Source organism: Pseudomonas trivialis (assembly GCF_001439805.1).
GTDB classification, from domain to species: domain Bacteria; phylum Pseudomonadota; class Gammaproteobacteria; order Pseudomonadales; family Pseudomonadaceae; genus Aquipseudomonas; species Aquipseudomonas trivialis.
On record NZ_JYLK01000005.1, the window covers coordinates 229,021 to 252,159 of the forward strand.

A 23,139-nucleotide genomic window follows, 5' to 3' on the forward strand; every position below is an offset into this window, starting at 1 on the left:
GCTGATGGGTTCACAAATCCTACAAGGGCTGGAACAATGTCCGCCACTTTTAACGGCGTTTTCCGAGGGGGCTTCGGTGCAGGTTCAGGGTCATTACGCGCTCCAGTTTGAAGCTGTGCGCGAAGCGTTTGCCGCGTTGTTCGATGACCCGCAGGAGCGTGGTGCCGGGCTCTGCATCCAGATCGGTGGCGAAACGGTCGTCGACCTGTGGGCCGGCACCGCCGACAAGGACGGGGCCGAGGCCTGGCACAGCGACACCATTGTCAACCTGTTCTCCTGTACCAAGACCTTTACGGCGGTTGCGGCCCTGCAACTGGTGGCCGAGGGCAAGCTGCGGCTGGATGCGCCAGTGGCCAACTACTGGCCTGAATTTGCCGCCGCCGGCAAGCAAGCCATCACCCTGCGCCAGTTGCTCTGCCATCAGGCCGGGTTGCCGGCGATCCGCGAGATGTTGCCTGCCGAGGCGCTCTATGACTGGCAACTGATGGTCGACACCCTGGCGGCCGAGGCCCCGTGGTGGGAGCCGGGCCAGGGCCATGGCTATGAGGCGATTACCTACGGCTGGCTGGTCGGTGAGCTGCTGCGCCGCGCCGATGGGCGTGGGCCGGGGGAGTCCATCGTGGCGCGGGTTGCACGGCCATTGGGTCTGGACTTTCATGTGGGCCTGGCAGATGAAGAGTTTTATCGTGTTGCCCATATAGCGCGCAGTAAAGGCACCGTGGGCGACGAAGCCGCACAACGTTTATTGCAAGTAATGATGCGTGAACCGGCGGCCATGACGACACGCGCATTTGCCAATCCGCCATCCATTCTGACCAGCACTAATAAACCCGAGTGGCGACGCATGCAGCAGCCGGCCGCTAATGGCCACGGTAATGCGCGCAGTCTGGCGGGTTTTTATAGTGGTTTGCTCGACGGTAGTTTGCTGGAAGCCGACATGCTCGAAGAGTTGACCCGCGAACACAGTATCGGGCCGGATAAAACATTATTGACCCAAACCCGCTTCGGCCTGGGCTGCATGCTGGATCAGCCGCAACTGCCCAACGCGACGTTCGGCCTTGGCCCACGTGCGTTCGGGCACCCTGGCGCGGGTGGTTCTGTGGGGTTTGCCGACCCGGAGCATGATGTTGCATTTGGTTTCGTGACTAATACATTAGGTCCCTACGTACTTATGGACCCGCGTGCACAGAAGTTGGTCGGAATATTGGCCGATTGTCTGTAAACCGCTTGCCGTTTCACAATTTTTTGTTACAAATGCGATTATAAGAAGACGCTGACGGAATAATGTAATTTCAATGTTCTGTACGCGTCGGTTTAACGGGTCAACCTGACCCTTCGGTTTTTCTCATTGTGTGGATATCTCATGTTATCGAACAAGTCCTTGGCACTGGCGCTGTGCCTCACTATTACGGGTTGCGCGCAAACGCCACAAAATGATGCCGAAGGAGGGCACTGGTGGTCATTTGGATCTGACAAGGCTGCTACCAAGGACGCAGTGACCCAAACCGACGCCAAGCCGGACGCCAAGCCCGCTCCAGGTGCCAAGCCAGCCGCGCCGGCTCCGGCCGCTGCTGCGGCCCCTGCACCTGCCACCGCAGCCGCCCCTGCGCCGGCGGCCAAGGCCGACAGCGGTTTCAACTGGTGGCCGTTCGGCGCCAAGAGCACCGACGACAAGGCCGCCGCCGACAAGGCTGATCTGAAAGCTGACGTCAAAGCCGCCACGCCGGCTTCGGACGCTGCGCCTGCCGTCGCCAAGACCGACACCGAAACCCACTGGTGGTGGCCGTTCGAAAGCAAGCCCAAGCCATTGGCCAAGGTCGACGTCAGCAACGTGCAGATGCCTGACCCGAAAATTACCCAGGCCTGGCTGGACGACTACGAGCCACGCCTGCGTGAAGCGATCAAGGACAGCAACCTGCAACTGGAACGTCGCGACAATGTACTGGTGGTGATCGCCCCGGTTGACGGCTCCTATAACCCCAAGCGTCCGGCCATGCTGCTGCCGGTGACCCTGGGCCCGTTCACTCGGGTGGCCAAGGCCGTTGAAGCCGATCCAAAAACCGCTGTACTGGTGCTCGGTCACGTGGATGCCACCGGCACCGCTCCGGCGAGCCAGGCACTGACCAAGGAACGTGCACAGTCCATCGCTTCGATCTTCAGCCTCAGCGGCCTGAAGCAGGACCGCCTGATGCTGCGCGGCATGGGTGACCTGATGCCGCGTGCGGCCAACGACAGCAACCAGGGCCGTGCGCTGAACCGTCGCATGGAAATCATGTTCACCCAGCGTACAACCATGTTGGCGCTGCTGAGCAAGTACAACTCGGGCAAGACCCCGCCTGTGGCTGAAATGGTCGCCGTGCAGAATGTTCCTGCACCGGCGCCGGCTGCCAAACCTGCGGCCAAGGCTCCAGCGAAAAAGGCTGCCACCAAAAAAGCCGCTGCCAAGCCAGCCGCCAAAAAGGCCCCGGCCAAACCGGCTGCGAAGAAAACCGCTCCGGCCAAGGCCAAGGCCGATGCCCCCGCTGCGGCTGATCAGGCGAAAAACTGAGTCGTTGAACCACAAGGATAAAGCCGCATGACCCAGGCACTGGCCGATATGCGCCGTGATTACACACGGGACGGTTTGAGCGAGGCCCACGCCCCGAGCGAGCCGTTTGCCTTGTTCCGCCAGTGGTTTGCCGATGCGGTGAGCACCGAGCAGGCCCCGGTCGAGGCCAATGCCATGACCCTGGCCACGGTCGACGAGGATGGTCGCCCGCACTGCCGCATCCTGTTGCTCAAGGGCCTGGATGCGCAGGGCTTTACCTTCTTTACCAACTATCAGAGCGCCAAGGGCGAGCAACTGGCGGCGCGTCCGTTCGCGGCCATGACCTTTTTCTGGCCGACCCTTGAGCGCCAGGTGCGCATCGAGGGACGGGTGGTCAAGGTTTCGCACGAGGAATCGGATGCTTATTATCAGGTTCGTCCCTTGGGCAGCCGGCTGGGTGCCTGGGCTTCGCCGCAGAGCAAGGTCATTCGTGACCGTGAAGAACTGCAGGCGCTGCTCAAGGCCACCGAAGAACGCTTCAGCGATACCCGGCCCGACTGCCCCGAGCACTGGGGAGGCTATCGCTTGCTGCCGGAGCGTATCGAGTTCTGGCAAGGCCGTTCCAGCCGCCTGCATGATCGGCTGAACTACCGCCTGCAAGGCACCGACTGGACACGCGAGCGCCTTGCGCCCTGAGCTTCACCTTCCGTCACTCCACTTGAATAATGCCCGCTGCGCTGGAGTCTTACTCGACAGATTCCGGGCGCTTTCGGCCGTGCGACTACACTGATGGAGCGCTGTCGGATTTTATCCGCAGAGGGACGGGAACACCGTTCGTCGAGTTTTCGGGTGATGGCAGTCTGTACTCTGGCTGAATGAAAGCAATTTTCTGCCGCGCGTGTCGTGACAGGCGGCAAGTGGCGGCGTCTAATGAATACCTGTCCTTTGGAGTTGATGCTATGCGTAAGTCCGTTTTACTGGCTGCCTGCTTTACCACCCTGTCGTTGCTGCTGGGTGGCTGCGCCTCGAGTCTGACCGGCGACTCGTACTCCCGTGACGAAGCACGTCGTGTGCAGACCGTTCGCATGGGCACCATCGAATCCCTGCGTCCGGTGAAAATCGAAGGCACCAAGACCCCAATCGGCGGCGCTGCAGGCGCAGTCATCGGCGGCGTGGGCGGCAGCGCCATCGGCGGCGGCCGTGGCAGCATCGTCACCGCCGTCATCGGCGCCGTCGCCGGTGGCCTGCTAGGCTCGGCCACCGAAGAAGGCCTGACCCGCACCCAGGGTGTGGAAATCACCGTTCGCGAAGACGACGGCAGCACCCGCGCTTATGTGCAGGCCGTGCAGGAAAATGAAATCTTCCGTATCGGTGATCGCGTGCGCATCATGACGGTTGATGGCACCAGCCGCGTTACGCGCTAAACGTCGGTCGTGGAAACACAAAACCCCAACCGGGTGACTGGTTGGGGTTTTTTCGTTTCTGATGCTTTTCGCGGCGTTTATTTCCGGGCGTCAGGTAAACATCTCGATGTCATCCATCGCATCATTCACGGATGCGGATAGCGCGGTGCCCCTTCTTCTTGCTTGTTCGAACGCCGGGATGATTTTCGTCATGTCTATCTCTCCGAATCGACGTGCGATGTGACCTATCGCTACGATAGCGGCTGATGCGATGTCATCGTCAGGGTGCCCGATAAACTGGAAGCACGTGTTTTGTGCCCATCCTCCGTCCATTTCATTCAGCCCAATCGAGATTAATGCCTCTGTTACCTTGCTTCTATCCGTCGTTGCTAAATAACGGACTGCTTTATCGTGATCCAATGATGGATCGTGGTATCGCATAGTCATTTGGTATCTCCCAATAGTTTTCCCAGAGGGACATAACCGGTCGGATGGTGATAATCGATGAGTGCGTCCGGCAAGTTGCATGACTTGGCGAATACGCCACTGCTGTCCGGGCCGCTAACTCAGCTTCACTCATGAGCTCAAGTGTCGATACCCGCCGGTCCCGGTGCTTAACGAGATCCGGCATAGAAGCCGGGTGCCGACGTTAGAGCAAGCCGAGGAGGGTGGATGTAGGACGGAACTGCGAAACAAGGGGGACTTGGATGAAGCAGGAGCCGGCTCACCGGCTCCTGCTAAAAGTCAGGCCTTTTTGCGACTTGCCACCGCCGTCACCCCATAACCAATACACGCCGCGAGTATCGACCCGGTGAGGATCCCCATTCGATCCTCCCCGGCAAACTCGCTGGCGCCCGGCACAAACGCCAGCGAGCCGACGAAGAGGCTCATGGTGAACCCGATACCGCACAGGATCGCCACGCCGAACACCTGCCCCCAGTTGGCACCGGCGGGCAGGGCGGCGAGGCCGGTCTTGATGGACAGCCATGTGAGGCCGAACACGCCAATGGTCTTGCCGATCAGCAAGCCGGCTGCGATACCCATGGGCACGTGGTGGGTGAAGCTGTCCAGGGTGACGCCGGTGAGGGAAACCCCGGCATTGGCGAAGGCGAACAGCGGCAGGATGGCATAGGCCACCCACGGATGCAGCGCGTGCTCCAGGCTCAGCAGCGGTGAAGTTTCGGCGTTTTTGGTGCGCAACGGAATACAGAACGCCAGCGTTACCCCGGCGAGGGTGGCGTGCACCCCGCTCTTGAGCACGCAGATCCACAGAATCAGACCGATGATCAGGTACGGCCCAAGCTTGACCACGCCCAGCCGATTCATCGCGATCAGGGCCACGAGGCAGGCGGCCGCACCGGCCAGCGCAACACTGGACAGCTCGGCCGAGTAGAACAATGCAATGACGATGATCGCCCCCAGGTCATCGATGATGGCCAGGGTCATCAGGAACAGTTTCAGCGACACCGGCACGCGCTTGCCCAGCAGCGCCAGCACGCCCAATGCAAAGGCAATGTCGGTGGCCATCGGAATCGCCCAGCCGGAAAGCGCGGCGGGGTAGTCCTTGTTGATCGCCCAGTAGATCAGCGCCGGCACCACCATGCCGCCAATGGCGGCGGCACCCGGTAGCACCACCTGGGACGGTTTGGACAGGTGGCCTTCAAGCAGTTCGCGCTTGACCTCCAGCCCGATCAGCAGGAAGAACAGTGCCATCAGGCCGTCGTTGATCCACAACAGGGCCGGTTTGGCGATTTTCAGCGCGCCGATCTGCGCCACCACCGGCACATCGAGAAACGCGCCGTACAGGTGCGACAACGGTGAGTTGTTGATGATCAGCGCCAAGGCGGCGGCCGCGATCAGCAGCAGGCCACTGGCGGCTTCCAGCTGGAAAAAACGGGTAAACGAGCTACGCAGAGGCAAGGGATGCTCTCCAATCCAGAGTCAATAGGCGGCTACCCTAACCCGTACCGTTAGTTGTTAAAACAAAAGTTATATTCTTATTTGTTATAAGGGGAGGGCTGAGTCAGGGTTGCAGCTGAGCCTAGCAATTGTGTGTCCAATTGAGTCGTCACTGTATCTGTGTGATGCGTAGGAAACCCCCTAATATCCTGGTTGAAATCCTTTGAGAACCTCCTGATGAGCGACCACCGTACCTGGGCCCGCGAAGCCATTCGCATCATTGAAGCGGACTTCCAGCGCAGCGCCGACACGCACCTGATCCCTTTGCCATTGCCGGGCTTGCCAGGTATCGAGTTGTACTTCAAGGATGAGTCCAGCCACCCCACCGGCAGCCTCAAGCACCGGCTGGCGCGGTCACTGTTTCTGTATGCGCTGTGCAACGGCTGGCTCAAACCCGGCGCACCGGTGATCGAGGCGTCCAGCGGGTCGACGGCGGTGTCGGAGGCCTATTTTGCGCGCCTGCTCGGGCTGCCGTTTATTGCGGTGATGCCGAGCACCACGTCGCGGGAAAAGATTGCCCAAATTGCCTTCTATGGTGGTCAGAGCCACCTGGTCGATGATCCGATGCAGATCTATACCGAGTCCGAACGGCTGGCGCAGGAAAGCGGCGGGCACTTCATGGATCAATTCACGTTCGCCGAGCGGGCCACCGACTGGCGTGCCAACAACAACATCGCCGAATCGATCTTCCAGCAGATGCGCTTTGAGCAGCACCCGGAGCCGAGCTGGCTGATTTCCAGCCCCGGCACCGGGGGCACCACCGCGACGCTGGGGCGTTACGTGCGTTATCGCCAGCATTGCACCCGCGTGTTGTGCGCCGATGCCGAGCGTTCGGTGTTCTTCGACTATTACCTGAACGGCGATGCCGGCTTGCGGCTGGACTGCGGTTCGCGGATCGAAGGCATTGGTCGGCCACGGGTCGAGGCGTCGTTTCTGCCCAAGGTGATTGATGCGATGGTCAAGGTGCCGGACGCGCTGTCGTTGGCGGCCATGCACTACCTGGCGGGGCGGCTGGGACGCCGGGTAGGCGGGTCCAGCGGGACCAACCTGATTGGCGCACTGATGGCCGCGCAGCAGATGAAAGCGGCGGGGGAGTCGGGCTCGATCGTGGCTATTTTGTGTGATGGTGGGGAGCGTTATGCCACAACTTATTATGACGAGACCTGGCTGGCGGCCCAGGGGTACGCCCTGGAAGGTCTGATCGCGAGTGTGGCGGCGAGTGTTGAACAGGGCGAGCCGTTACCGGACAGCATCCGGCGCGCCAATATCTGACACCACCCCCACACTCTGCGCAGGCAACTGCATCCCTGTGGCGAGCAGGCTTGCCCTGCGTTGGGGTGCGAAGCGCCCCCAATCAAGGAAAGTGCGGTGTACCTGATACTGCTCAGAGCCTGGTTCTGGGGCTGCTTCGCACCCCAACGCGGGGCAAGCCCGCTCGCCACAGCAAGCCTGCTTGCTACAGCAATACAATCAGGCCTCGATACCCAACATATCCCGTGCCAGCGCCTCGGCGATCCGAATCCCGTCAACGCCCGCCGACAGGATGCCACCGGCATAACCGGCACCTTCGCCGGCCGGGAACAGGCCTTTCACATTCATGCTTTGCAGCGAATCGTCACGGGTGATGCGCAGTGGCGAAGAGGTGCGCGTTTCGATCCCGGTCAGCACGGCATCGTGCAGTGAGTAGCCCTTGATCTGCTTTTCAAACGCCGGCAATGCTTCGCGAATGGCCTCGATGGCAAACTCAGGCAGGGCCAAGGCCAGGTCGCCGAGTGACACGCCAGGTTTGTAGGACGGCTCCACGCTGCCGATGGCGGTGGACGGTCTGCCCGCGATGAAGTCGCCCACCAGTTGCGCCGGTGCTTCGTAGTTGCTGCCGCCGAGCACATAGGCATGGGACTCCAGGCGCTCCTGCAGCTCGATGCCCGCCAACGGACCACCCGGGTAATCCACGTCCGGCGTGATACCGACCACGATGCCGGAGTTGGCATTGCGCTCGTTACGCGAGTATTGGCTCATGCCGTTGGTAACCACGCGATTGGGCTCGGAGGTCGCCGCAACCACCGTGCCCCCTGGGCACATGCAGAAGCTGTAGACCGAACGGCCATTTTTGGCGTGGTACACCAGCTTGTAGTCGGCGGCGCCGAGTTTCGGGTGCCCGGCGTACTTGCCCAGGCGCGCGGCATCGATCAGTGATTGCGGGTGTTCGATTCGAAAGCCCACCGAGAACGGCTTGGCTTCCATGTACACGCCACGACCATGCAGCATACGGAAGGTGTCGCGGGCGCTGTGGCCCAGGGCGAGGATCACATGCCGGGAGAGGAGCTGCTCGCCGCCGTCGATGACCACGCCGTGCAACTGGCCGTCCTCGATCAGCACGTCAGTCACGCGCTGCTCGAAACGCACTTCACCGCCCAGCGCGATGATCTGCTGGCGCATGTTTTCCACCACGCCGGTCAGGCGAAAGGTGCCGATGTGCGGTTTGCTGACATAGAGAATTTCTTCCGGCGCACCAGCCTTGACGAACTCGTGCAAAACCTTGCGGCCGAGGAATTTCGGGTCCTTGATCTGGCTGTAGAGCTTGCCGTCGGAAAAGGTCCCGGCACCGCCTTCGCCAAACTGCACGTTGGATTCAGGGTTGAGCACGTTTTTGCGCCACAGGCCCCAGGTGTCCTTGGTGCGCTGGCGCACTTCCTTGCCGCGTTCGAGGATGATCGGTTTGAAACCCATCTGTGCCAGCAACAGCCCGGCAAAGATGCCGCACGGGCCAAAGCCGACCACCACCGGCCGCTCGGTCAAACCCTGCGGGGCCTGGCCCACCACCTTGTAGTTGACGTCCGGTGCCGGGTTGACGTTGCGGTCATCGGCAAACTTGAGCAGCAGGGCGGCTTCGCCCACCACGTTCAGGTCGATGGTGTAGATGAAGCACAGCTCCGAGGTTTTCTTGCGGGCGTCGTAGCTGCGCTTGAACAGGGTGAAATCGAGCAGGTCATCACTGGCGATCCCCAGGCGCTGCACGATGGCGGGCCGCAGGTCTTCTTCGGGATGGTCGATGGGCAGCTTGAGTTCGGTGATTCGTAACATGACAGGATCCGGTAGGCGGCGGGCAAACAGGCCGGCTGTTTTGCAAACCGGCGATTATAAGCCCCAACCACGGTGTCCCGTCATGCTAAAACAGCGCAGGCACCCATCAGTCGTCCCGCGAACCACCGAAAGCGGCGCAGCCACGCTGGACTTGACCGTTGATCCGCAATTCGGCGGTCATGTGTTGCAGGCTGCCGCTGACCGGGTCGACGCAGCGTTGCGGGGCCACCCACAGTTCGATGTGCTGGTTGTTGGCCTCGGTCATCAGGTTGAAACGGCCATCGCCCAGTTGCTCTTCAACATAGGGCACCGGCAGCGGCGGCTGGCCTTCGCGTTCCAGCACCATGCCCTTGGCGGTAACGTTGAGTGCCCACGCCGGCTTGTGGCCATTGGCGCGCAGGATCATGCGCTTGAAGTCGGGGTCATCGCAGGCCGAGGTCGAGCGCTCGACGCGGTACAGCTGCTGCAGTTCGACCTCGCCCTGGGTGCCGGTGGCCACCCCGGAAAACTTGCCGCGCAGGTCGGCAAACAGCGCGCCTTGCTGGCCGGCGAGGGACGCGGCCTCCTGCAGGATGCTGGTGCCGCCGGTGTCCTTGACCACGTAGTTACGCTGGTCGCGACATGGCTGGAACAACAGCTTGCCGCCCACTGCCGTGAGTTCACCTTGCATGCGGGTCAGCCCGACGGTGGACGGTTTCGCAGGCTCGCTCTCGAACATCTGGCAGGCGGCGAACAGGGGGAGCAAGGCACACAAAGCAAAGGTACGGGCGGCACGCATTTTCGGGTCTCCTGACAAGTGCCGCCACGTTACGCAGACTGACCCTGCACCACAAGCCCGATGCCGAGCTTCAGGTGTGTCTTGCCGACTTTGAATTCAACCTGCGAGTCGGGCTGATCGAGTTGACACGCAGGCCCGCCTACCTCGAGCAGTACGGCGAACCGTAGACCCCGGCGGAACTGGCTGACGGACGATTGCGCTGGCTCCTGCGTGATTATCAGACGCGGAGCATGCCGATGTACCTGGTTCATCCCCGCCAGGGCGGCTTGCCAAGGCGCACTCAGGTATTGGCCGATTATCTGGTGGAGTGGTTCAGGCGCGGCGGCGAGGCGGTGAATCGCCTTTAACGGCAGCGACGGGTGATCAAGTGGTCGATGGAAAGCCAGCCCGGCCCCTTGGCGACCAGCAGCAACAACAGTGCGATCCAGGTGCCGTGTGTGGGGTAGGCGTCGGGGTAGACGAACAGTTGAATGGTCAGTGTCATGCCGATCAGCGCCAGGGCCGAAAGGCGCGTGGCGAACCCTATCAGGATCAGTGCCGGGAAGAGATGCTCGGCGAACGCCGCCATATGGGCGGCCACTTCCGGCGACAGCAGAGGCACCGCATATTCACTGCGAAACAGCGGCACGGTCGACGCGGCGAGTTTGGGCGTGCCCAGTTCAAAGGTGCCGCTGATCAGGTCCACGGCAAAGCCTTCAACCTTGGTTTGCCCGGACTTCCAGAACACCGCCGCTATCGAGAAACGCGCGAGGAACGCGATCAGGCTGTAGGGGATGTGTTCGAACAGGGCAATGGCGCGCTTTATCGGGCAGGGTGCAGGCGTGTTCATGGCGATACCTTCTGGTCCAGGTCAGTGATGGCGCCGAGGCTGATCAACAGCCCGAGGCATTGATGCAGGTCGAATTCGCTTGAGGCTTGGAGGGCATGCTCCAAGGCCGTTTCAAGCGCCTTGCCTCGGCGCAGGCTGTTGATAAACGCCACCGAGCCGCTGTCGATACTGAAGACCTTGACCGCCAGCCCGTGGCGCAGCACGAGTGCGCTTTGCGCCTGCCACGGGTTTACGCTGGCGATGGCGCCCTCGGTCTGGTGGGCGGCCCATATCGTCACGGCTGCGTAGGGCGAGTGCAGCGTGGCGACGCACGGGTGCAGTTGCAGGCGCGACTGGCCGTTGAGTTGCGCAAGCATGCGCGATTGATCCAGGGGCGGGATGTCCGCTGCGTGATAGGCGCGCACGCGCAGGCGCTCAAGTCTTGCGACGTCCGCCAGATAGGGCACGCTTTGGGCCGGCTCAAATGCCTGGATAAAATCGGCCAGCGTGCCGCCGTACTCGCTGATCAAGGGGCTGCCGGGCGGGCATGTCTGCACGTAGAGGCCGGCCATGGCGCGGAAGAATTCATCGCCCACCAACTGCCGCGTCACTGGGTAACTGGTCGCCAGCGCATTGATCAACGAGCTGTGCACATTATTGCGATACACCGCAAAACGGCTGGCCGGGTCGGCGCCGTTGCTGCTGAACACGCCCTCGGGGCAACCCGGTTCGTGGGCGAGCAGGGCGGCGCAAAACGCGTGCTGGGTACTCATGCCGTCACCTGCGATAAAAGCCGTTCGGCCTGCTGCGCCTCGGCCTGCAGTACGTTGAAGGCCGGCACCTGGTTATCGCGCTCGATCAACGTGGCGACCGGGCCCGTGCGTACCAGCACTTGCTCGTATAACTGCCACACTGCGTTGTCGATGGGTGCGCCGTGATCATCGATCAGCAGCCGGTCGCCCAGGCTGTCAGTGTCTTCGGCAAAACCGGCCAGATGAATCTCGCCCACCGCCTGCAGGGGCAAAGCGTCGATATAAGCCACTGGGTCGCGCTGGTGGTTGATGCAGGACACGTAGACATTGTTGACGTCCAGCAGCAGGCCGCAGCCGGTGCGGCGGACGACCTCGCTGATGAAGTCGGGCTCGTCCAGGGTGGCGCGTTGGAACAGCAGGTAGGTCGACGGGTTTTCCAGCAGCATTGGCCGCTTGAGCGTGCTTTGTACCTGATCGATATGCGCACACACCCTGTTGAGGGTGGTGGCGTCGTAGGTCAGGGGCAGCAAATCGTTGAGGAACACCGGGCCATGGCTGGACCAGGCCAGGTGTTCGGAAAAGGACTGGGGCTGATAGCGTTCGATCAGCGTGGCCAGGCGGGCCAGGTGCTCGCAATCGAGCGGGCCTTCGCCGCCGATGGACAGGCTTACCCCATGCAGCGACAGCGGATATTGTTCGCGAATCAAGCCCAGGTAATGATGAAACGGTCCGCCGGCCACCATGTAGTTTTCGGCATGCACTTCAAAAAAACCGATGTCAGGGCGGGTTTCGAGCACTTCAATGAAGTGCTCGCTTTTCAGTCCCAGCCCGGCCCGCAAAGGCAAGCCGGGCACCTGAGCCGGTGAGACCGTGTGGTGGGGTAAATGCGTCATCATCGGCCCTCGGGTTGGCGGGGATCAGGACTTGGCGGTGAACGCCTTTTCCTGGCCGAAGCCGGTTGGCGAGGTGGTGCTGGGGATCTGGCCGCAGGTGCCGGCCGGGACCAGTTTCCAGGCGTTGGCCTGGTCCTTGGTTTTGGAGGTGCCGGCGCAGGTTGTGCCGGCGCCCGCGCTGCAATCGTTCTTGCCGGCTTCTGCGACGCCGAAGCATTTCTGCATGTCATCGGCGGCAAAGGCAGGGGCAGTGAGGGCGGACAGGCTCAGAGCCAGTACCAGGGAGGTGGCAGACAATTTTGTGGTCATGGTGTGTCTCCAGCAGTGGGTTGAAGTAGCAGGCTCGATTGCCTGCCTGCACCACTAGAGGCGGCAGGACGATATTCATTACAAGGGCATTCAAAAAAACTGGCTGTTGCCCAAAACCAATGTGGGAGGGAGCAAAGCTCCCTCCCACCGTTCAGAACCGGTTTCGCCAGCGAATGCGGGCTAGCCGCCCAGGTAGGCCTCACGCACTTTCGGATCAGTGAGCAACTGTTCACCCGTGCCCTGCATCACCACCCGGCCGTTTTCCAGCACGTAGGCGCGGTCGGCGATTTTCAGCGCCTGGTTGGCGTTCTGCTCCACCAGAAACACCGTTACCCCGTCCTTGCGCAGCTGTTCGATGATGTCGAAGATCTGCTGGATGATGATCGGCGCCAGTCCCAGGGAGGGTTCGTCCAGCAGCAACAGTTTTGGCTTGCTCATCAGTGCCCGCCCGATGGCGAGCATTTGCTGCTCGCCGCCGGACATGGTGCCGCCACGCTGGCTGAAGCGCTCCTTGAGCCGCGGGAACAGCTGCAGCACCTTGTCCATCTGTTCCTGGTAGTCGCCCTTGTCGGTGAAGAACCCGCCCATGGCCAGGTTCTCTTCGACGGTCAGGCGTGAGAACACGCGACGGCCCTCGGGCACCACCGCGATGCTCTTGCGCATGATGTGCGACGATTCCTGACCCACCAGCTCTTCACCCAGGTAGCGGATGCTGCCGCTGTGGGCCTGGGGCGATCCGCACAGGGTCATCAGCAGGGTCGACTTGCCGGCACCGTTGGCGCCGATCAGCGTGACGATTTCACCCTGGCGCACTTCCACGTTGACGCTGTGCAGGGCCTGGATCTTGCCGTAGAAAGTGGAAACGTTTTCGAATTGCAGCATTTTACGCTTCCCCCAGATAGGCTTTGATCACTTCAGGATTGTCGCGGATCTGCTCCGGCGTGCCGTTGGCCAGGGGCGTGCCCTGGTTGATCACCACGATGTGGTCGGAAATGCTCATGACCAGTTTCATGTCGTGTTCGATCAACAGCACCGTGGCGTTGTGTTCTTCGCGCAGCACGCTGATCAGCGCCTTGAGGTCTTCGGTTTCCCTGGGGTTCAGGCCGGCGGCCGGCTCGTCGAGCATGAGGATCCGCGGACGGGTCATCATGCAGCGGGCGATTTCCAGGCGACGTTGCTGGCCATAGGCGAGGGTGCCGGCGGGGCGGTTGGCGAATTCGGTCAGGTTGACCTTGTCCAGCCAGTACTCCGCGTATGCCATGGCCTCGCGTTCGCTTTTGCGGAACGCCGGGGTCTTGAACAGGCCGGCGAAGAAGTTGGTGTTCAGGTGCCTGTGCTGGGCGATCAGCAGGTTCTCGACTGCCGTCATGTCCTTGAACAGGCGCACGTTCTGGAAGGTGCGCACCACACCCTTGCGGGCGATCTCGTGACCGGCCAGGCCCTGGATCGGCTGACCGTCCAGCAGGATGCTGCCGCCGCTCGGTTTGTAGAAACCGGTGAGGCAGTTGAACACCGTGGTCTTGCCGGCGCCGTTGGGGCCGATCAGCGCCACCACCTGTTTCTCTTTCACGGTCAGGGCCACGCCGTTGACCGCCAGCAGGCCGCCGAAGCGCATGCTCAAGTTTTCGACTTTCAGGATCTCGCGGCTCATTTGCGCAGCTCCATGTGTGGACGTTGCATGGGCAGCAGGCCTTGCGGGCGCCAGATCATCATCAGCACCATCATGGCGCCGAACATCAACATGCGGTATTCGCTGAACTCACGCATCATTTCCGGCAGCAGGATCATCACGATGGCCGCAAGGATCACGCCCAGTTGCGAGCCCATGCCACCCAGCACGACGATGGCGAGGATGATCGCCGACTCGATGAAGGTGAACGACTCCGGCGTTACCAGGCCCTGGCGCGCGGCAAAGAAGCTGCCGGCAAAACCGGCAAATGCGGCGCCTAGGGTGAACGCGGAAAGCTTGATGATGGTCGGGTTCAGGCCCAGTGCGCGGCAGGCGATTTCATCTTCGCGCAAGGCTTCCCACGCGCGACCGATTGGCATGCGCAGCAGGCGGTTGATCACGAACAGTGCCGCCAGTGCCAGCAACAGCGCCACCAGGTAGAGGAACACCACTTTGCTTACCGGGTTGTACGCGATCCCGAAGTACTCGTGGAAGGTCTGCATGCCTTCGGCGGCGGTGCGGTCGAACGACAGCCCGAAGAACGTCGGCTTGGGGATGCTGCTGATGCCGTTGGGGCCGCCGGTGATATCGGTAAGGTTACGCAGGAACAGGCGGATGATTTCGCCGAAGCCCAGGGTCACAATCGCCAAATAGTCACCGCGCAGGCGCAGCACCGGGAAGCCCAGCAAAAAGCCGAACGTGGCGGCCGCCATGCCGGCCAGTGGCAGGCAGATCCAGAAGCTCCAGCCCAGGTAATGCGAGAGCAGCGCGTAGGTGTAGGCACCCACGGCGTAGAAGCCCACATAACCCAGGTCGAGCAGGCCGGCCAGGCCCACCACGATGTTCAGGCCCAGGCCCAGCAGCACGTAGATCAGGATCAGGGTGGCGATATCGACCGCGCCGCGCGAGCCGAAGAACGGCCAGATCAGCGCGGCCACGATCAGGCCGATGATGATGTAGCGCTGGGTGCGCGGCAGGGTCAGGAACTGGCTGACCTTGGGCGACACCAGCGGCCCACGGTTGCCCTTGAACAAGGCACCGACCTGCTGGGTGAACAGCACGCGCAGGAACATCAGCACCGAACACAGGGCGATGATGGTCAGCGTCACGGGCCCGGTGCCATGCACTTCCAGGTTGATGCCGACAATGCTCAGCTTGAGGCCGAGCACCGGAAAGGCCACTGCCCACACCAGCAAGGCGCTGAAAAACGCCGATTTAAGATATCTGCTCATACTTTCTCAACCTCCGGACGGCCCAGAATGCCGGTCGGACGGAACAACAGCACCAGAACCAACAGGCCGAACGCCACGACGTCCTTGTATTGGTCGCCAAAAATATCGGCACCAAACGCCTCGGCCACACCCAGCACCAGGCCACCGAGCATCGCGCCCGGAATGCTGCCGATGCCGCCCAATACCGCTGCGGTAAAGGCCTTGAGGCCCACCAGGAAACCGGCGTTGGGGTTGATCACGCCGTACTGCATGCTCAGCAGCACCGCCGCAACGGCCGCCAGCGCGGCGCCGATCACGAAGGTCAGGGCGATGATGTTGTTGGTGTTGATGCCCAGCAGGTTGGCCATCTTGATGTCTTCGGCGCAGGCCCGGCAGGCGCGGCCCAGACGGGAGCGGGAGATGAACAGCGTGAGGCCCAGCATGGCCACCAGGGTGACCACGAAGACCAGAATCTGCATGTAGGAAATCAGCACTTCCTGTGCGCCACCCGGACCGAAGGAGAAGCTCCCCGGAATCAGGTTGGGGATGGATTTATCCTTGGAGTCCTGGGACAGCAATACGGTGTTCTGCAGGAAAATCGACATGCCGATGGCGGAAATCAGCGGGATCAGACGGTTGCTGCCACGCAGGGGGCGGTAGGCAACGCGCTCGATACTGTAGCCATAGGCACTGGTCACGACGATCGATGCCAGGAACGCAGCGGTCATCAACAGCGGCAGTGAGTGGATACCCATCATGGCCAGCCCGGCAAGGGCGATGAAGGCCACATAGGAACCAATCATGTACACCTCGCCATGGGCGAAGTTGATCATTCCAATGATGCCGTAAACCATGGTGTAACCAATGGCTATCAAGGCATAGGTGCTGCCAATGGTCAGGCCATTAACCAGCTGTTGGAAAAAATGATAGATCTCAGGCATTACAGCGCTCCTAAAAACCCGATACGCATTTCACTGGTGGAGTCATGTTCCGGCCTTGCGCTGTGTTCTGTGAGCACATTTGCACAAAGCGTTTGCCAGCGAACCGCTGGTGACGGTTTTAAGATTTTCAGGTGAGCCAGCGCCCGGATCGCGGGTGACAGGCCCATAAACCTCGTAAAACAAAGCCCACTGCTCTCACAGTGGGCTTGTTGGGGCAGTAACGCCTGGCTTACTGAGGGGAAACTTCGGTTTTTGGTTTGCCGAAGTGCCATTCGTAGACCACGAACTTGAAGTCCTTCAGGTCGCCCTTGGCATCAAAGCTCAGATCGCCGGTAGGGGTCTTGAAGGTGCCCGCGTGGATGGCTTCGGCCACTTTGGCGGTGTCTTCGCTCTTCGCGGCGGTGATACCGCCGGCGATCACTTCAACTGCCGAGTAGGCCGGGAACACGAATGGACCGGTCGGGTCCTGCTTGTTCTTGGCGAACTCGTCAACAATGGCCTTGTTGGCAGGGTCGGTGTCGAAGGATTTCGGCAGGGTGACCAGCAGGCCTTCGGAAGCGCCTTGGGCGATCTGCGAGATGGAGTCGTTGCCCACGCCTTCCGGCCCCATGAACTTGGCGTTCAGGCCTTTCTCTTTGGATTGACGCAGGATCAGGCCCAGCTCCGGGTGGTAGCCGCCGTAGTAGACGAAGTCGACGTTGGCTTGCTTGAGCTTCTGGATCACCGAGGAGAAGTCCTTGTCGCCGGCGTTCAGGCCTTCGAAAACGGCCACTTTCACGCCTTTCTTCTCGAGGGTCTGTTTAACGGCAGTGGCGATGCCTTCACCGTATTGCTGCTTGTCGTGCAATACGGCGACGATTTTCGGTTTTACGTGGTCGGCGATGTAGTTGCCGGCCGCCGGGCCCTGGGCGCTGTCCAGGCCGATGGTGCGGAAGATCAGCTTGTAGCCACGGGCGGTGATTTCCGGGCTGGTGGCGGCCGGGGTAATCATGATGACGCCTTCGTCTTCATAGATGTCCGATGCCGGCTGAGTGGAGCTGGAGCACAGGTGACCGACCACGAACTTGACGCCGTCGTTGACCACTTTGTTGGCGACCGCCACGGCCTGTTTAGGGTCGCAGGCGTCGTCGTATTCCTTGGCTTCAAGCATTTTGCCATCGACGCCGCCTTTGGCGTTGATGTCGGCGATCGCCTGCTTGGCACCCATGAATTGCATGTCGCCGTACTGCGTCACAGGACCGGTCTTGGGACCGGCGATGCCGATCTTGATGGTGTCGGCTGCGAACGAATGGCCGGCAACCCCAGCCAGGACCATAGCGGCAAACAGTTTGGAAATCTGCTTAGTAGCCTTATTCATAGTGCTCCACTCATGCTGTTGTATTTTTTATAGTTCCAGCGGCCTTGTGGGCTGCAGAACCGGATCGGATATGCGGATATCCCCCGGCGGTGCCCTGGCAACTGTACCGGTACAGTGTAGAGCGCCGGTTGATCGCTTGAAAAGCTGGGGGCCGGGGGCAAATCCAGGGGGTGTCGCTTAAATGAAAGTAAAAGACAGAATTGCGGCGGGGTAATGCCAGCGTTCCGGGCAATCCCTGGCTTTCCTGACACATAATTTCGGTAACGCATTTGCAACTGGGTTTTTCTGACTGAAGCTCAACGTTATGATTGCGCCGATTTTTCTTCAGGTGAACTCCCATGACGCAAGAACCTAGCACCCTCTATGCCAAGCTGCTCGGTGAAACCGCCGAAATATCCTGGAAGGAGCTTGAGCCGTTCTTTGCCAAGGGTGCCCTATTGTGGGTCGATGCCGGCCTGGATTTGATCGAGGCCGCCGAGGGAATGGCCGAGGATAACCGCGACAAAGTCGCCGCCTGGCTGGCCGCAGGTCACCTTGGCGAAGTGTCTGCGACGCGGGCGCTGGACCTGGTGGAGCGCGACCCGAGCCTGTGGGCGGTGGTGGTCTCGCCGTGGATTCTGATCCAGGAAAGGGCGGCCCAATAAGTAGCCGCACAGAAAAGGTGCGTTATTTTTCGCGGGTGAAGTGTGTAGCGGAGTAACCGCTGCGGCGGTGATGGCACCTTGCCGTGGCGAAAGGTCACAGATAGGGTGACGTTAACGTCACGGGAACAGTTTTGAGCGGGAGGGCGGTCGGTAGAGATTGTTTCAGAATGTGGCAGAGCGATCATTAATGCTCGGCTGTCAGATTGTCTTCGCGAGCAGCCCGCTCACACGTGATCACATTCCTGCCGAATGAGCACGGTCAAATTGTGGGAGCGGGCTTGCTCGCGAAAAATATCAACGGCGCCACAGTTCTCATTGAATACCCGCAGCGTCACCGAATCGGCCTGACCAGGGCAGCAGGTCCCGGCTGGCTCGGCGCCAGCTCCTTGGCCGCTGAAGCCTCGGGCGCCAGCGGATTACGCAGGTGAATCCCCTGAATCACCCCAATCACCTCGTTCGCAGGCACCGCCGGGCTGAGCAGATAGCCCTGGATAAAATCGCAACCGTGCTTGTGCAACAAGTCGAACTGCGCCTGGGTTTCCACGCCCTCGGTCACCACGTTCAGATGCAGGGTGTGCGCCATTCCGATAATGGCCTGGACAATCTCGATGTCGGCGGCTGACTTGGGCAGGTCCTGGATAAATGAGCGGTCAATCTTCAGCGTGTTGAGCGGCAGTCGCTTGAGGTACGCCAGGGACGAATAACCGGTGCCGAAGTCATCGATGGCCAGGGATACCCCCAGCGCACGAATGTGCCGCAGCAGTGCCAGCGTGCTGCTGATATTGCCCATCAACGCATTTTCCGTGACTTCCAGTTCCAGGCGGGTAGCAGCGATCCCGCTGAAACGCAGGGCGTCCTCGACTTCATCGGCCAACTCATCACGTGCCAGGTTCAACGCCGAGCAGTTGACGGTCATGTTCAGTTCGCTGTAGCCCTTGTCAGACAGAACGCTCAAGTCGTGACAGGCCTGGCGCAATACCCAGTTATCCAGTTCGGCAATCAGCCCGTTGCTCTCGGCGATCCCGATAAAGCGATCAGGTGCCAGCAAGCCGTGTGTTGGGTGCTGCCAGCGCACCAGCGCTTCCATACGGGTGACCTTGCCCAGTTTCATGTCGAAGATCGGTTGATAGAACAGCACCAGCCCTGTGCGCTCGCGCAAGGCTGCGCGCAACTCTTCCTCCAACTGCAGTTCGAGGAAGGCGCGGGTTTTCAGGTTGGCGCTGAAGAAATTCAAGCTGTTGCGGCCCGCATCCTTGGACTGGTAGAGCGCCAGGTCTGCGGTTTTCAGCAGTTCTTCGCAGGTGACGCCGTCATCTGGAAACAGGCTGATACCAATGCTGGTGGTCATCACCATGCGCCGCCCGGCGAGTTCGATGGGCTCTTTCATCTGCTGCATGATGCGTTGGGCCAGGTGCCGCGCTTCGTCGCGGTGGTGGATGCTGATGAGGATGCAGAATTCGTCGCCGCCAAAGCGCGCCACCACATCGGCATGGCTGCGCACCGAACTCTTGATGTGGCTGGCCAGCACGGTCAGCAGTTGATCGCCTGCGTCATGCCCAAGGCTGTCGTTGATACGCTTGAAGTGGTCAATATCAAGGAAAATCACCGCCATCATGCCACTGGCAGCGGTTTTCTCCGCAAGCTTCTCCGCGAAGATCTGATTGAAACCCCGACGATTGAGCAGGCTGGTGAGTGCGTCGTAGTGGGCCACCTGCTGCAGGGAGGCACGTGCCTGGTCCAGCTCGCTGAGCAGCGCATTGACCCGGCGCAGATCGCGCTCCTTGTGCTGCAGCTTCTTGTCGGCCAGGGCGGCGCTGATGCTGCTGCCGATCACCAGCAGCGTGATCACTGCCACCGAGAGGCCCATCTGGATTGGATTATTGTCCGAAGGTGCGGACAGGTCAGCCCCGGCAGGCACCACCATCTGCATGGCGGCCATGCCGGTGAAATGCATGCTGATGATGCCGGCGCCAAGCACCAGGCTGGCGGCGTATTTAAGCAACTGGTGAAACACCCCCGCGCCGTTGCGCAGGTAACTCGACAGCAACAGGGCCGCGAGGCTGGCGCCGATGGCGATGACTACCGACGCCGTGAACAGCCCGGCGCCGAAATACAACTGCGCCTGGGAGCGCATGGCCGCCATGCCCACGTAGTGCATCAGCGCAATGCCCATGCCCATCCACAGTGACGCCAGCAGGTACTGGTCAAAGCGCAGGGTCGCGTGGCTGAGGGTTTTCATGGCGAACAGCGACGCGATCAAGGCGATCAGCAGCGAGACGAACGTCATGATCAATTCATAGTGAATGGCGATCGGCACCTGAAATGCCAGCATGCTGATGAAGTGGGTGGACCAGATGCCGCCCGCCAGGCACCCGGCGCCCAGCCAGCGCCAGTGGCGGCGCGCGGTGGGGTCTTCGACGTGGCCGACGCGCTCGGCCATGTCCAGCGTGCCGAAACCGGCCGCACAGGCGACCAGGTAAGCCAGCAGCACCAGAAAAGGGTTATGACTGCAATTGAGTAATAAGTGCCCGTTGTGCGGAAGGTCGGTGAAAAAGTGCAGACCCAGCCATTCCATAGCATGTCCCGTCATTGCGCAGTTGCGTCACGGCCTACGGCGATGACCTATGAGGACGAGTATAGAAGGCTCACGGAATTCGCAAGCCGTAATGGCACATTGATGTCTTTGATTTTGGCATGCCGGGCATAGCGTTTGATGCTAAGCGCTGATAGGCAGCGGCAGTTCGAAGGGGGGCGCTTCCAGTGGCAACAGGCCGAACGCCGCGCGGGCCGCATCGCAATCGACGTTCTGCTCGCCCTGGCTCCAGGACGCGTCGAACTCGCGGCAGGGGCTTGAGCGCAATTCATAAATCGAACAGCTGGTGCCTTTGCCCACTTCGCCCTCCAGGCTGCAGCAGCGCGCGGGCTTCTGGTCGGTGCCGATCATCGCCACGCGGGTCGGGTTGATCTGTACCACCAGGTCATCGGGCACCGTGCCGCCGGATGAGGCGCACTCACCCCAGAAGAAAGACACACGAAAGTATGAACAGCAGGCACCGCAATTCAGACACGGACTGGCTTCGGACATGGGCGTCATCGATAAGGAAGGTAAGGGGGAGGTACAACGGGAAGGCTCGCCATTCTATCCGGGCCGTGGCCGTTGGGAAGAGGGGGAGGTATTTATATTTTTTGTAGGAAAAGTCCCGGAATGCCGGGTCACATCATGCCCTATCAGCTTTACGAATCATTACAGACAAGCGCCGCTCGGCTGACTATGTTGCAGTGACCTGAGCAGGATGCATCGGGCATCGCAGCGCTCATAACAATAAAAAGAGACGGACCCATGCAGACCTCGACCCAAGCGGCGAATGCCTGGCGCATTCTGTTCCTGCTGTTCCTGGCCAACCTGTTCAACTTCTTCGATCGCACCATTCCGGCGATCATCATCGAGCCCATTCGCATGGAATGGCACCTCAGCGACTTCCAGCTCGGCATTATCGGCACCGCGTTCACGCTGGTGTATGCCATTGCCGGCCTGCCGCTCGGGCGCCTGGCCGACACCGGCTCACGCAGCAAACTCATGGGCTGGGGCCTGTTTGCCTGGAGCGGGTTGACGGCTGTTAACGGTCTGGTCGGCAGCTTCTGGACCTTCCTGCTGGTGCGCATGGGCATCGGGATCGGCGAAGCCAGTTATGCCCCGGCCGCCAACTCGCTGATTGGCGACCTGTTTCCGGCGCACCGCCGTGCACGGGCCATGGGCATTTTCATGCTCGGCCTGCCGCTGGGCCTGTTGCTGGCGTTTTTTACCATCGGCTGGATGGTCAAGGCGTTCGACAGCTGGCGCGCGCCGTTCTTCATTGCGGCGGTGCCGGGGATGATCCTTGCGGTGTTCATGTTCTACATCAAGGAACCCAAGCGCGGCGCGGCGGAAACCGTGCACGTCTCCCAGGAACGCGTCGACCGCCCGATTCGCCGTGTGCTGGCGGTGCCGACCTTCCTCTGGCTGGTGCTGGCCGGGCTGTGCTTTAACTTCGCCACCTATGCGTGCAACTCGTTTCTGGTGCCGATGCTGCAGCGCTATTTTCTGCTGCCGCTGCAGGAGGCCGCAGTGGCCACCGGCGTAATCGTCGGCCTGACGGGGCTGGTGGGTTTGACGCTGGGGGGCTGGGTGGCCGACAAGATTCACCAGCGGGTCGCCAATGGGCGGCTGTTGTTTGCGGCGTTCAGCCTGGTCATTTCCACCGTCACCACTGCCTGGGCGTTGCACGCCGGGCGCATCGAGATTGGCGTGTTCGTGGCGCTGTTCAGTGTGGGCTGGTTGTTTGCGTATAACTTCTACACCTGCGTGTACACGGCGATTCAGGACGTGGTCGAACCCCGTTTGCGCGCCACGGCGATGGCGTTGTTTTTCGCCGGCCTGTACCTGCTGGGCGGTGGGATGGGGCCGATTGTGGTGGGCGGGCTGTCCGATCACTTTGCGCACTCGGCGATGTATGCGGCGGGGGCGCAGCAGATGACCGAGGCGTACAAGGCGGTCGGGTTGCATGACGCCATGTACCTGATTCCGGTGGCGTTGTTTCTGACCCTGCTGTTTCTGTTTCAGGCATCGCGCAGTTTTGTGCGCGATGCCAAAAAGATGAAGGAGGGGCTGAGGGCTGTTGAGGTGCCGGATGCGGTGGTGGCTTGAGACCGGGTTGACTCTATCGGGAGCAAGCCCCCTCCCACATTTTATAGGTGTTCACCGTTCAAAATGTGGGAGGGGGCTTGCTCCCGATGCGGCCATCAAAGTCCCTGATATTCCCAAGTG

General features: G+C 61.0%; 22 protein-coding genes and 1 pseudogene. 8 read left to right on the forward strand and 15 right to left on the reverse strand.

What is annotated here, in order from left to right:
- Positions 1 to 76: 76 nt before the first annotated feature.
- The 4 genes from TU79_RS09930 to TU79_RS09945 all read left to right on the forward strand — a co-directional run bounded on the left by TU79_RS09930 (position 77) and on the right by TU79_RS09945 (position 3,951).
- A complete protein-coding gene (locus tag TU79_RS09930) occupies positions 77 to 1,222 on the forward strand; it encodes a serine hydrolase domain-containing protein (protein ID WP_057007941.1) in 1,146 nt (381 codons plus the stop codon).
- Between the two features lie 141 nt (positions 1,223 to 1,363).
- Positions 1,364 to 2,548 (forward strand): OmpA family protein, encoded by a 1,185-nt coding sequence (locus TU79_RS09935; protein WP_082638449.1) that lies wholly within the window; start codon positions 1,364 to 1,366, stop codon positions 2,546 to 2,548.
- Between the two features lie 27 nt (positions 2,549 to 2,575).
- A complete protein-coding gene (gene pdxH, locus TU79_RS09940) occupies positions 2,576 to 3,223 on the forward strand; it encodes a pyridoxamine 5'-phosphate oxidase (RefSeq protein WP_057007822.1) in 648 nt (215 codons plus the stop codon).
- 263 nt (positions 3,224 to 3,486) lie between these two features.
- The gene (locus tag TU79_RS09945; RefSeq protein ID WP_057007823.1) at positions 3,487 to 3,951 is read left to right on the forward strand and encodes an outer membrane lipoprotein; all 465 of its coding nucleotides are present in this window, start codon (positions 3,487 to 3,489) and stop codon (positions 3,949 to 3,951) included.
- 90 nt (positions 3,952 to 4,041) lie between these two features.
- On the opposite strand, the gene TU79_RS09950 is transcribed toward TU79_RS09945, so the two are convergent.
- A complete protein-coding gene (locus TU79_RS09950; RefSeq protein ID WP_057007824.1) occupies positions 4,042 to 4,377 on the reverse strand; it encodes a hypothetical protein in 336 nt (111 codons plus the stop codon).
- A gap of 297 nt (positions 4,378 to 4,674) precedes the next feature.
- Entirely contained in the window at positions 4,675 to 5,850 is a 1,176-nt protein-coding gene (gene nhaA / locus TU79_RS09955; RefSeq protein ID WP_057007825.1) for a Na+/H+ antiporter NhaA, read from the reverse strand.
- A 213-nt stretch (positions 5,851 to 6,063) separates the two neighbouring features.
- On the opposite strand from nhaA, the gene TU79_RS09960 reads away from it, so the two are divergent.
- The gene (locus tag TU79_RS09960; protein WP_173670291.1) at positions 6,064 to 7,161 is read left to right on the forward strand and encodes a PLP-dependent cysteine synthase family protein; all 1,098 of its coding nucleotides are present in this window, start codon (positions 6,064 to 6,066) and stop codon (positions 7,159 to 7,161) included.
- A gap of 198 nt (positions 7,162 to 7,359) precedes the next feature.
- Here TU79_RS09960 and TU79_RS09965 read toward each other — a convergent pair whose 3' ends face one another.
- On the reverse strand, positions 7,360 to 8,973 hold the full coding sequence (locus TU79_RS09965) for an NAD(P)/FAD-dependent oxidoreductase (RefSeq protein ID WP_057007827.1): 1,614 nt from the start codon (positions 8,971 to 8,973) through the stop codon (positions 7,360 to 7,362).
- A gap of 106 nt (positions 8,974 to 9,079) precedes the next feature.
- Entirely contained in the window at positions 9,080 to 9,751 is a 672-nt protein-coding gene (locus TU79_RS09970; protein WP_057007828.1) for a COG3650 family protein, read from the reverse strand.
- Positions 9,752 to 9,927: 176 nt separating this feature from the next.
- Between TU79_RS09970 and TU79_RS25185 the strand changes: the two are divergent.
- Positions 9,928 to 10,098 (forward strand): annotated as a pseudogene (locus TU79_RS25185) (LysR family transcriptional regulator); the annotation flags it as partial.
- On the opposite strand, the gene TU79_RS09980 reads toward TU79_RS25185, so the two are convergent.
- The 9 genes from TU79_RS09980 to TU79_RS10020 all read right to left on the reverse strand — a co-directional run bounded on the left by TU79_RS09980 (position 10,095) and on the right by TU79_RS10020 (position 17,691).
- Complete coding sequence (locus TU79_RS09980) at positions 10,095 to 10,580, reverse strand: DoxX family protein (RefSeq protein ID WP_057007830.1); 486 nt, start codon at positions 10,578 to 10,580, stop codon at positions 10,095 to 10,097. The pseudogene TU79_RS25185 and the gene TU79_RS09980 sit on opposite strands and share 4 nt — an antisense overlap.
- Entirely contained in the window at positions 10,577 to 11,332 is a 756-nt protein-coding gene (locus TU79_RS09985; RefSeq protein ID WP_057007831.1) for an HvfC/BufC N-terminal domain-containing protein, read from the reverse strand. Before TU79_RS09985 ends, TU79_RS09980 begins: the two co-directional genes overlap by 4 nt.
- Positions 11,329 to 12,207 (reverse strand): MNIO family bufferin maturase, encoded by an 879-nt coding sequence (gene bufB / locus TU79_RS09990; protein WP_057007832.1) that lies wholly within the window; start codon positions 12,205 to 12,207, stop codon positions 11,329 to 11,331. The genes TU79_RS09985 and bufB overlap by 4 nt, the downstream gene beginning before the upstream one ends.
- Before the next feature lie 21 nt (positions 12,208 to 12,228).
- A complete protein-coding gene (bufA1, locus tag TU79_RS09995; RefSeq protein ID WP_057007833.1) occupies positions 12,229 to 12,513 on the reverse strand; it encodes a BufA1 family periplasmic bufferin-type metallophore in 285 nt (94 codons plus the stop codon).
- A gap of 180 nt (positions 12,514 to 12,693) precedes the next feature.
- Positions 12,694 to 13,395, reverse strand: coding sequence for an ABC transporter ATP-binding protein (locus tag TU79_RS10000; RefSeq protein ID WP_057007834.1), 702 nt, complete (start codon positions 13,393 to 13,395; stop codon positions 12,694 to 12,696).
- 1 nt (position 13,396) lies between these two features.
- Positions 13,397 to 14,164, reverse strand: coding sequence for a high-affinity branched-chain amino acid ABC transporter ATP-binding protein LivG (gene livG, locus TU79_RS10005; RefSeq protein WP_057007835.1), 768 nt, complete (start codon positions 14,162 to 14,164; stop codon positions 13,397 to 13,399).
- On the reverse strand, positions 14,161 to 15,414 hold the full coding sequence (locus TU79_RS10010; RefSeq protein WP_003231103.1) for a high-affinity branched-chain amino acid ABC transporter permease LivM: 1,254 nt from the start codon (positions 15,412 to 15,414) through the stop codon (positions 14,161 to 14,163). The genes livG and TU79_RS10010 overlap by 4 nt, the downstream gene beginning before the upstream one ends.
- A complete protein-coding gene (gene livH, locus TU79_RS10015) occupies positions 15,411 to 16,334 on the reverse strand; it encodes a high-affinity branched-chain amino acid ABC transporter permease LivH (RefSeq protein ID WP_003231100.1) in 924 nt (307 codons plus the stop codon). The genes TU79_RS10010 and livH overlap by 4 nt, the downstream gene beginning before the upstream one ends.
- Before the next feature lie 229 nt (positions 16,335 to 16,563).
- Positions 16,564 to 17,691, reverse strand: coding sequence for a branched-chain amino acid ABC transporter substrate-binding protein (locus TU79_RS10020; RefSeq protein WP_057007836.1), 1,128 nt, complete (start codon positions 17,689 to 17,691; stop codon positions 16,564 to 16,566).
- A gap of 338 nt (positions 17,692 to 18,029) precedes the next feature.
- Between TU79_RS10020 and TU79_RS10025 the strand changes: the two genes are divergently transcribed.
- On the forward strand, positions 18,030 to 18,335 hold the full coding sequence (locus TU79_RS10025) for a DUF2288 domain-containing protein (protein WP_057007837.1): 306 nt from the start codon (positions 18,030 to 18,032) through the stop codon (positions 18,333 to 18,335).
- Positions 18,336 to 18,666: 331 nt separating this feature from the next.
- On the opposite strand, the gene TU79_RS10030 is transcribed toward TU79_RS10025, so the two are convergent.
- On the reverse strand, positions 18,667 to 20,910 hold the full coding sequence (locus TU79_RS10030) for a putative bifunctional diguanylate cyclase/phosphodiesterase (protein ID WP_057007838.1): 2,244 nt from the start codon (positions 20,908 to 20,910) through the stop codon (positions 18,667 to 18,669).
- 141 nt (positions 20,911 to 21,051) lie between these two features.
- Complete coding sequence (locus tag TU79_RS10035) at positions 21,052 to 21,420, reverse strand: YkgJ family cysteine cluster protein (RefSeq protein ID WP_057007839.1); 369 nt, start codon at positions 21,418 to 21,420, stop codon at positions 21,052 to 21,054.
- Between the two features lie 255 nt (positions 21,421 to 21,675).
- Between TU79_RS10035 and TU79_RS10040 the strand changes: the two genes are divergently transcribed.
- The gene (locus TU79_RS10040) at positions 21,676 to 23,019 is read left to right on the forward strand and encodes a spinster family MFS transporter (protein ID WP_057007840.1); all 1,344 of its coding nucleotides are present in this window, start codon (positions 21,676 to 21,678) and stop codon (positions 23,017 to 23,019) included.
- The last annotated feature ends 120 nt before the right edge of the window (positions 23,020 to 23,139 follow it).

What these genes read in the sequence shown, in the direction of transcription:
- TU79_RS09935 (WP_082638449.1), top strand. Translation starts at nt 1,364, where the DNA reads ATGTTATCGAACAAGTCCTTGGCACTGGCGCTGTGCCTCACTATTACG.
- pdxH (WP_057007822.1), top strand. Translation starts at nt 2,576, where the DNA reads ATGACCCAGGCACTGGCCGATATGCGCCGTGATTACACACGGGACGGT.
- TU79_RS09945 (WP_057007823.1), top strand. Translation starts at nt 3,487, where the DNA reads ATGCGTAAGTCCGTTTTACTGGCTGCCTGCTTTACCACCCTGTCGTTG.
- TU79_RS09950 (WP_057007824.1), bottom strand. Translation starts at nt 4,377, where the DNA reads ATGACTATGCGATACCACGATCCATCATTGGATCACGATAAAGCAGTC.
- TU79_RS09965 (WP_057007827.1), bottom strand. Translation starts at nt 8,973, where the DNA reads ATGTTACGAATCACCGAACTCAAGCTGCCCATCGACCATCCCGAAGAA.
- TU79_RS09970 (WP_057007828.1), bottom strand. Translation starts at nt 9,751, where the DNA reads ATGCGTGCCGCCCGTACCTTTGCTTTGTGTGCCTTGCTCCCCCTGTTC.
- TU79_RS09980 (WP_057007830.1), bottom strand. Translation starts at nt 10,580, where the DNA reads ATGAACACGCCTGCACCCTGCCCGATAAAGCGCGCCATTGCCCTGTTC.
- TU79_RS09985 (WP_057007831.1), bottom strand. Translation starts at nt 11,332, where the DNA reads ATGAGTACCCAGCACGCGTTTTGCGCCGCCCTGCTCGCCCACGAACCG.
- bufB (WP_057007832.1), bottom strand. Translation starts at nt 12,207, where the DNA reads ATGATGACGCATTTACCCCACCACACGGTCTCACCGGCTCAGGTGCCC.
- bufA1 (WP_057007833.1), bottom strand. Translation starts at nt 12,513, where the DNA reads ATGACCACAAAATTGTCTGCCACCTCCCTGGTACTGGCTCTGAGCCTG.
- TU79_RS10000 (WP_057007834.1), bottom strand. Translation starts at nt 13,395, where the DNA reads ATGCTGCAATTCGAAAACGTTTCCACTTTCTACGGCAAGATCCAGGCC.
- livG (WP_057007835.1), bottom strand. Translation starts at nt 14,164, where the DNA reads ATGAGCCGCGAGATCCTGAAAGTCGAAAACTTGAGCATGCGCTTCGGC.
- TU79_RS10010 (WP_003231103.1), bottom strand. Translation starts at nt 15,414, where the DNA reads ATGAGCAGATATCTTAAATCGGCGTTTTTCAGCGCCTTGCTGGTGTGG.
- livH (WP_003231100.1), bottom strand. Translation starts at nt 16,334, where the DNA reads ATGCCTGAGATCTATCATTTTTTCCAACAGCTGGTTAATGGCCTGACC.
- TU79_RS10020 (WP_057007836.1), bottom strand. Translation starts at nt 17,691, where the DNA reads ATGAATAAGGCTACTAAGCAGATTTCCAAACTGTTTGCCGCTATGGTC.
- TU79_RS10025 (WP_057007837.1), top strand. Translation starts at nt 18,030, where the DNA reads ATGACGCAAGAACCTAGCACCCTCTATGCCAAGCTGCTCGGTGAAACC.
- TU79_RS10030 (WP_057007838.1), bottom strand. Translation starts at nt 20,910, where the DNA reads ATGGAATGGCTGGGTCTGCACTTTTTCACCGACCTTCCGCACAACGGG.
- TU79_RS10035 (WP_057007839.1), bottom strand. Translation starts at nt 21,420, where the DNA reads ATGTCCGAAGCCAGTCCGTGTCTGAATTGCGGTGCCTGCTGTTCATAC.
- TU79_RS10040 (WP_057007840.1), top strand. Translation starts at nt 21,676, where the DNA reads ATGCAGACCTCGACCCAAGCGGCGAATGCCTGGCGCATTCTGTTCCTG.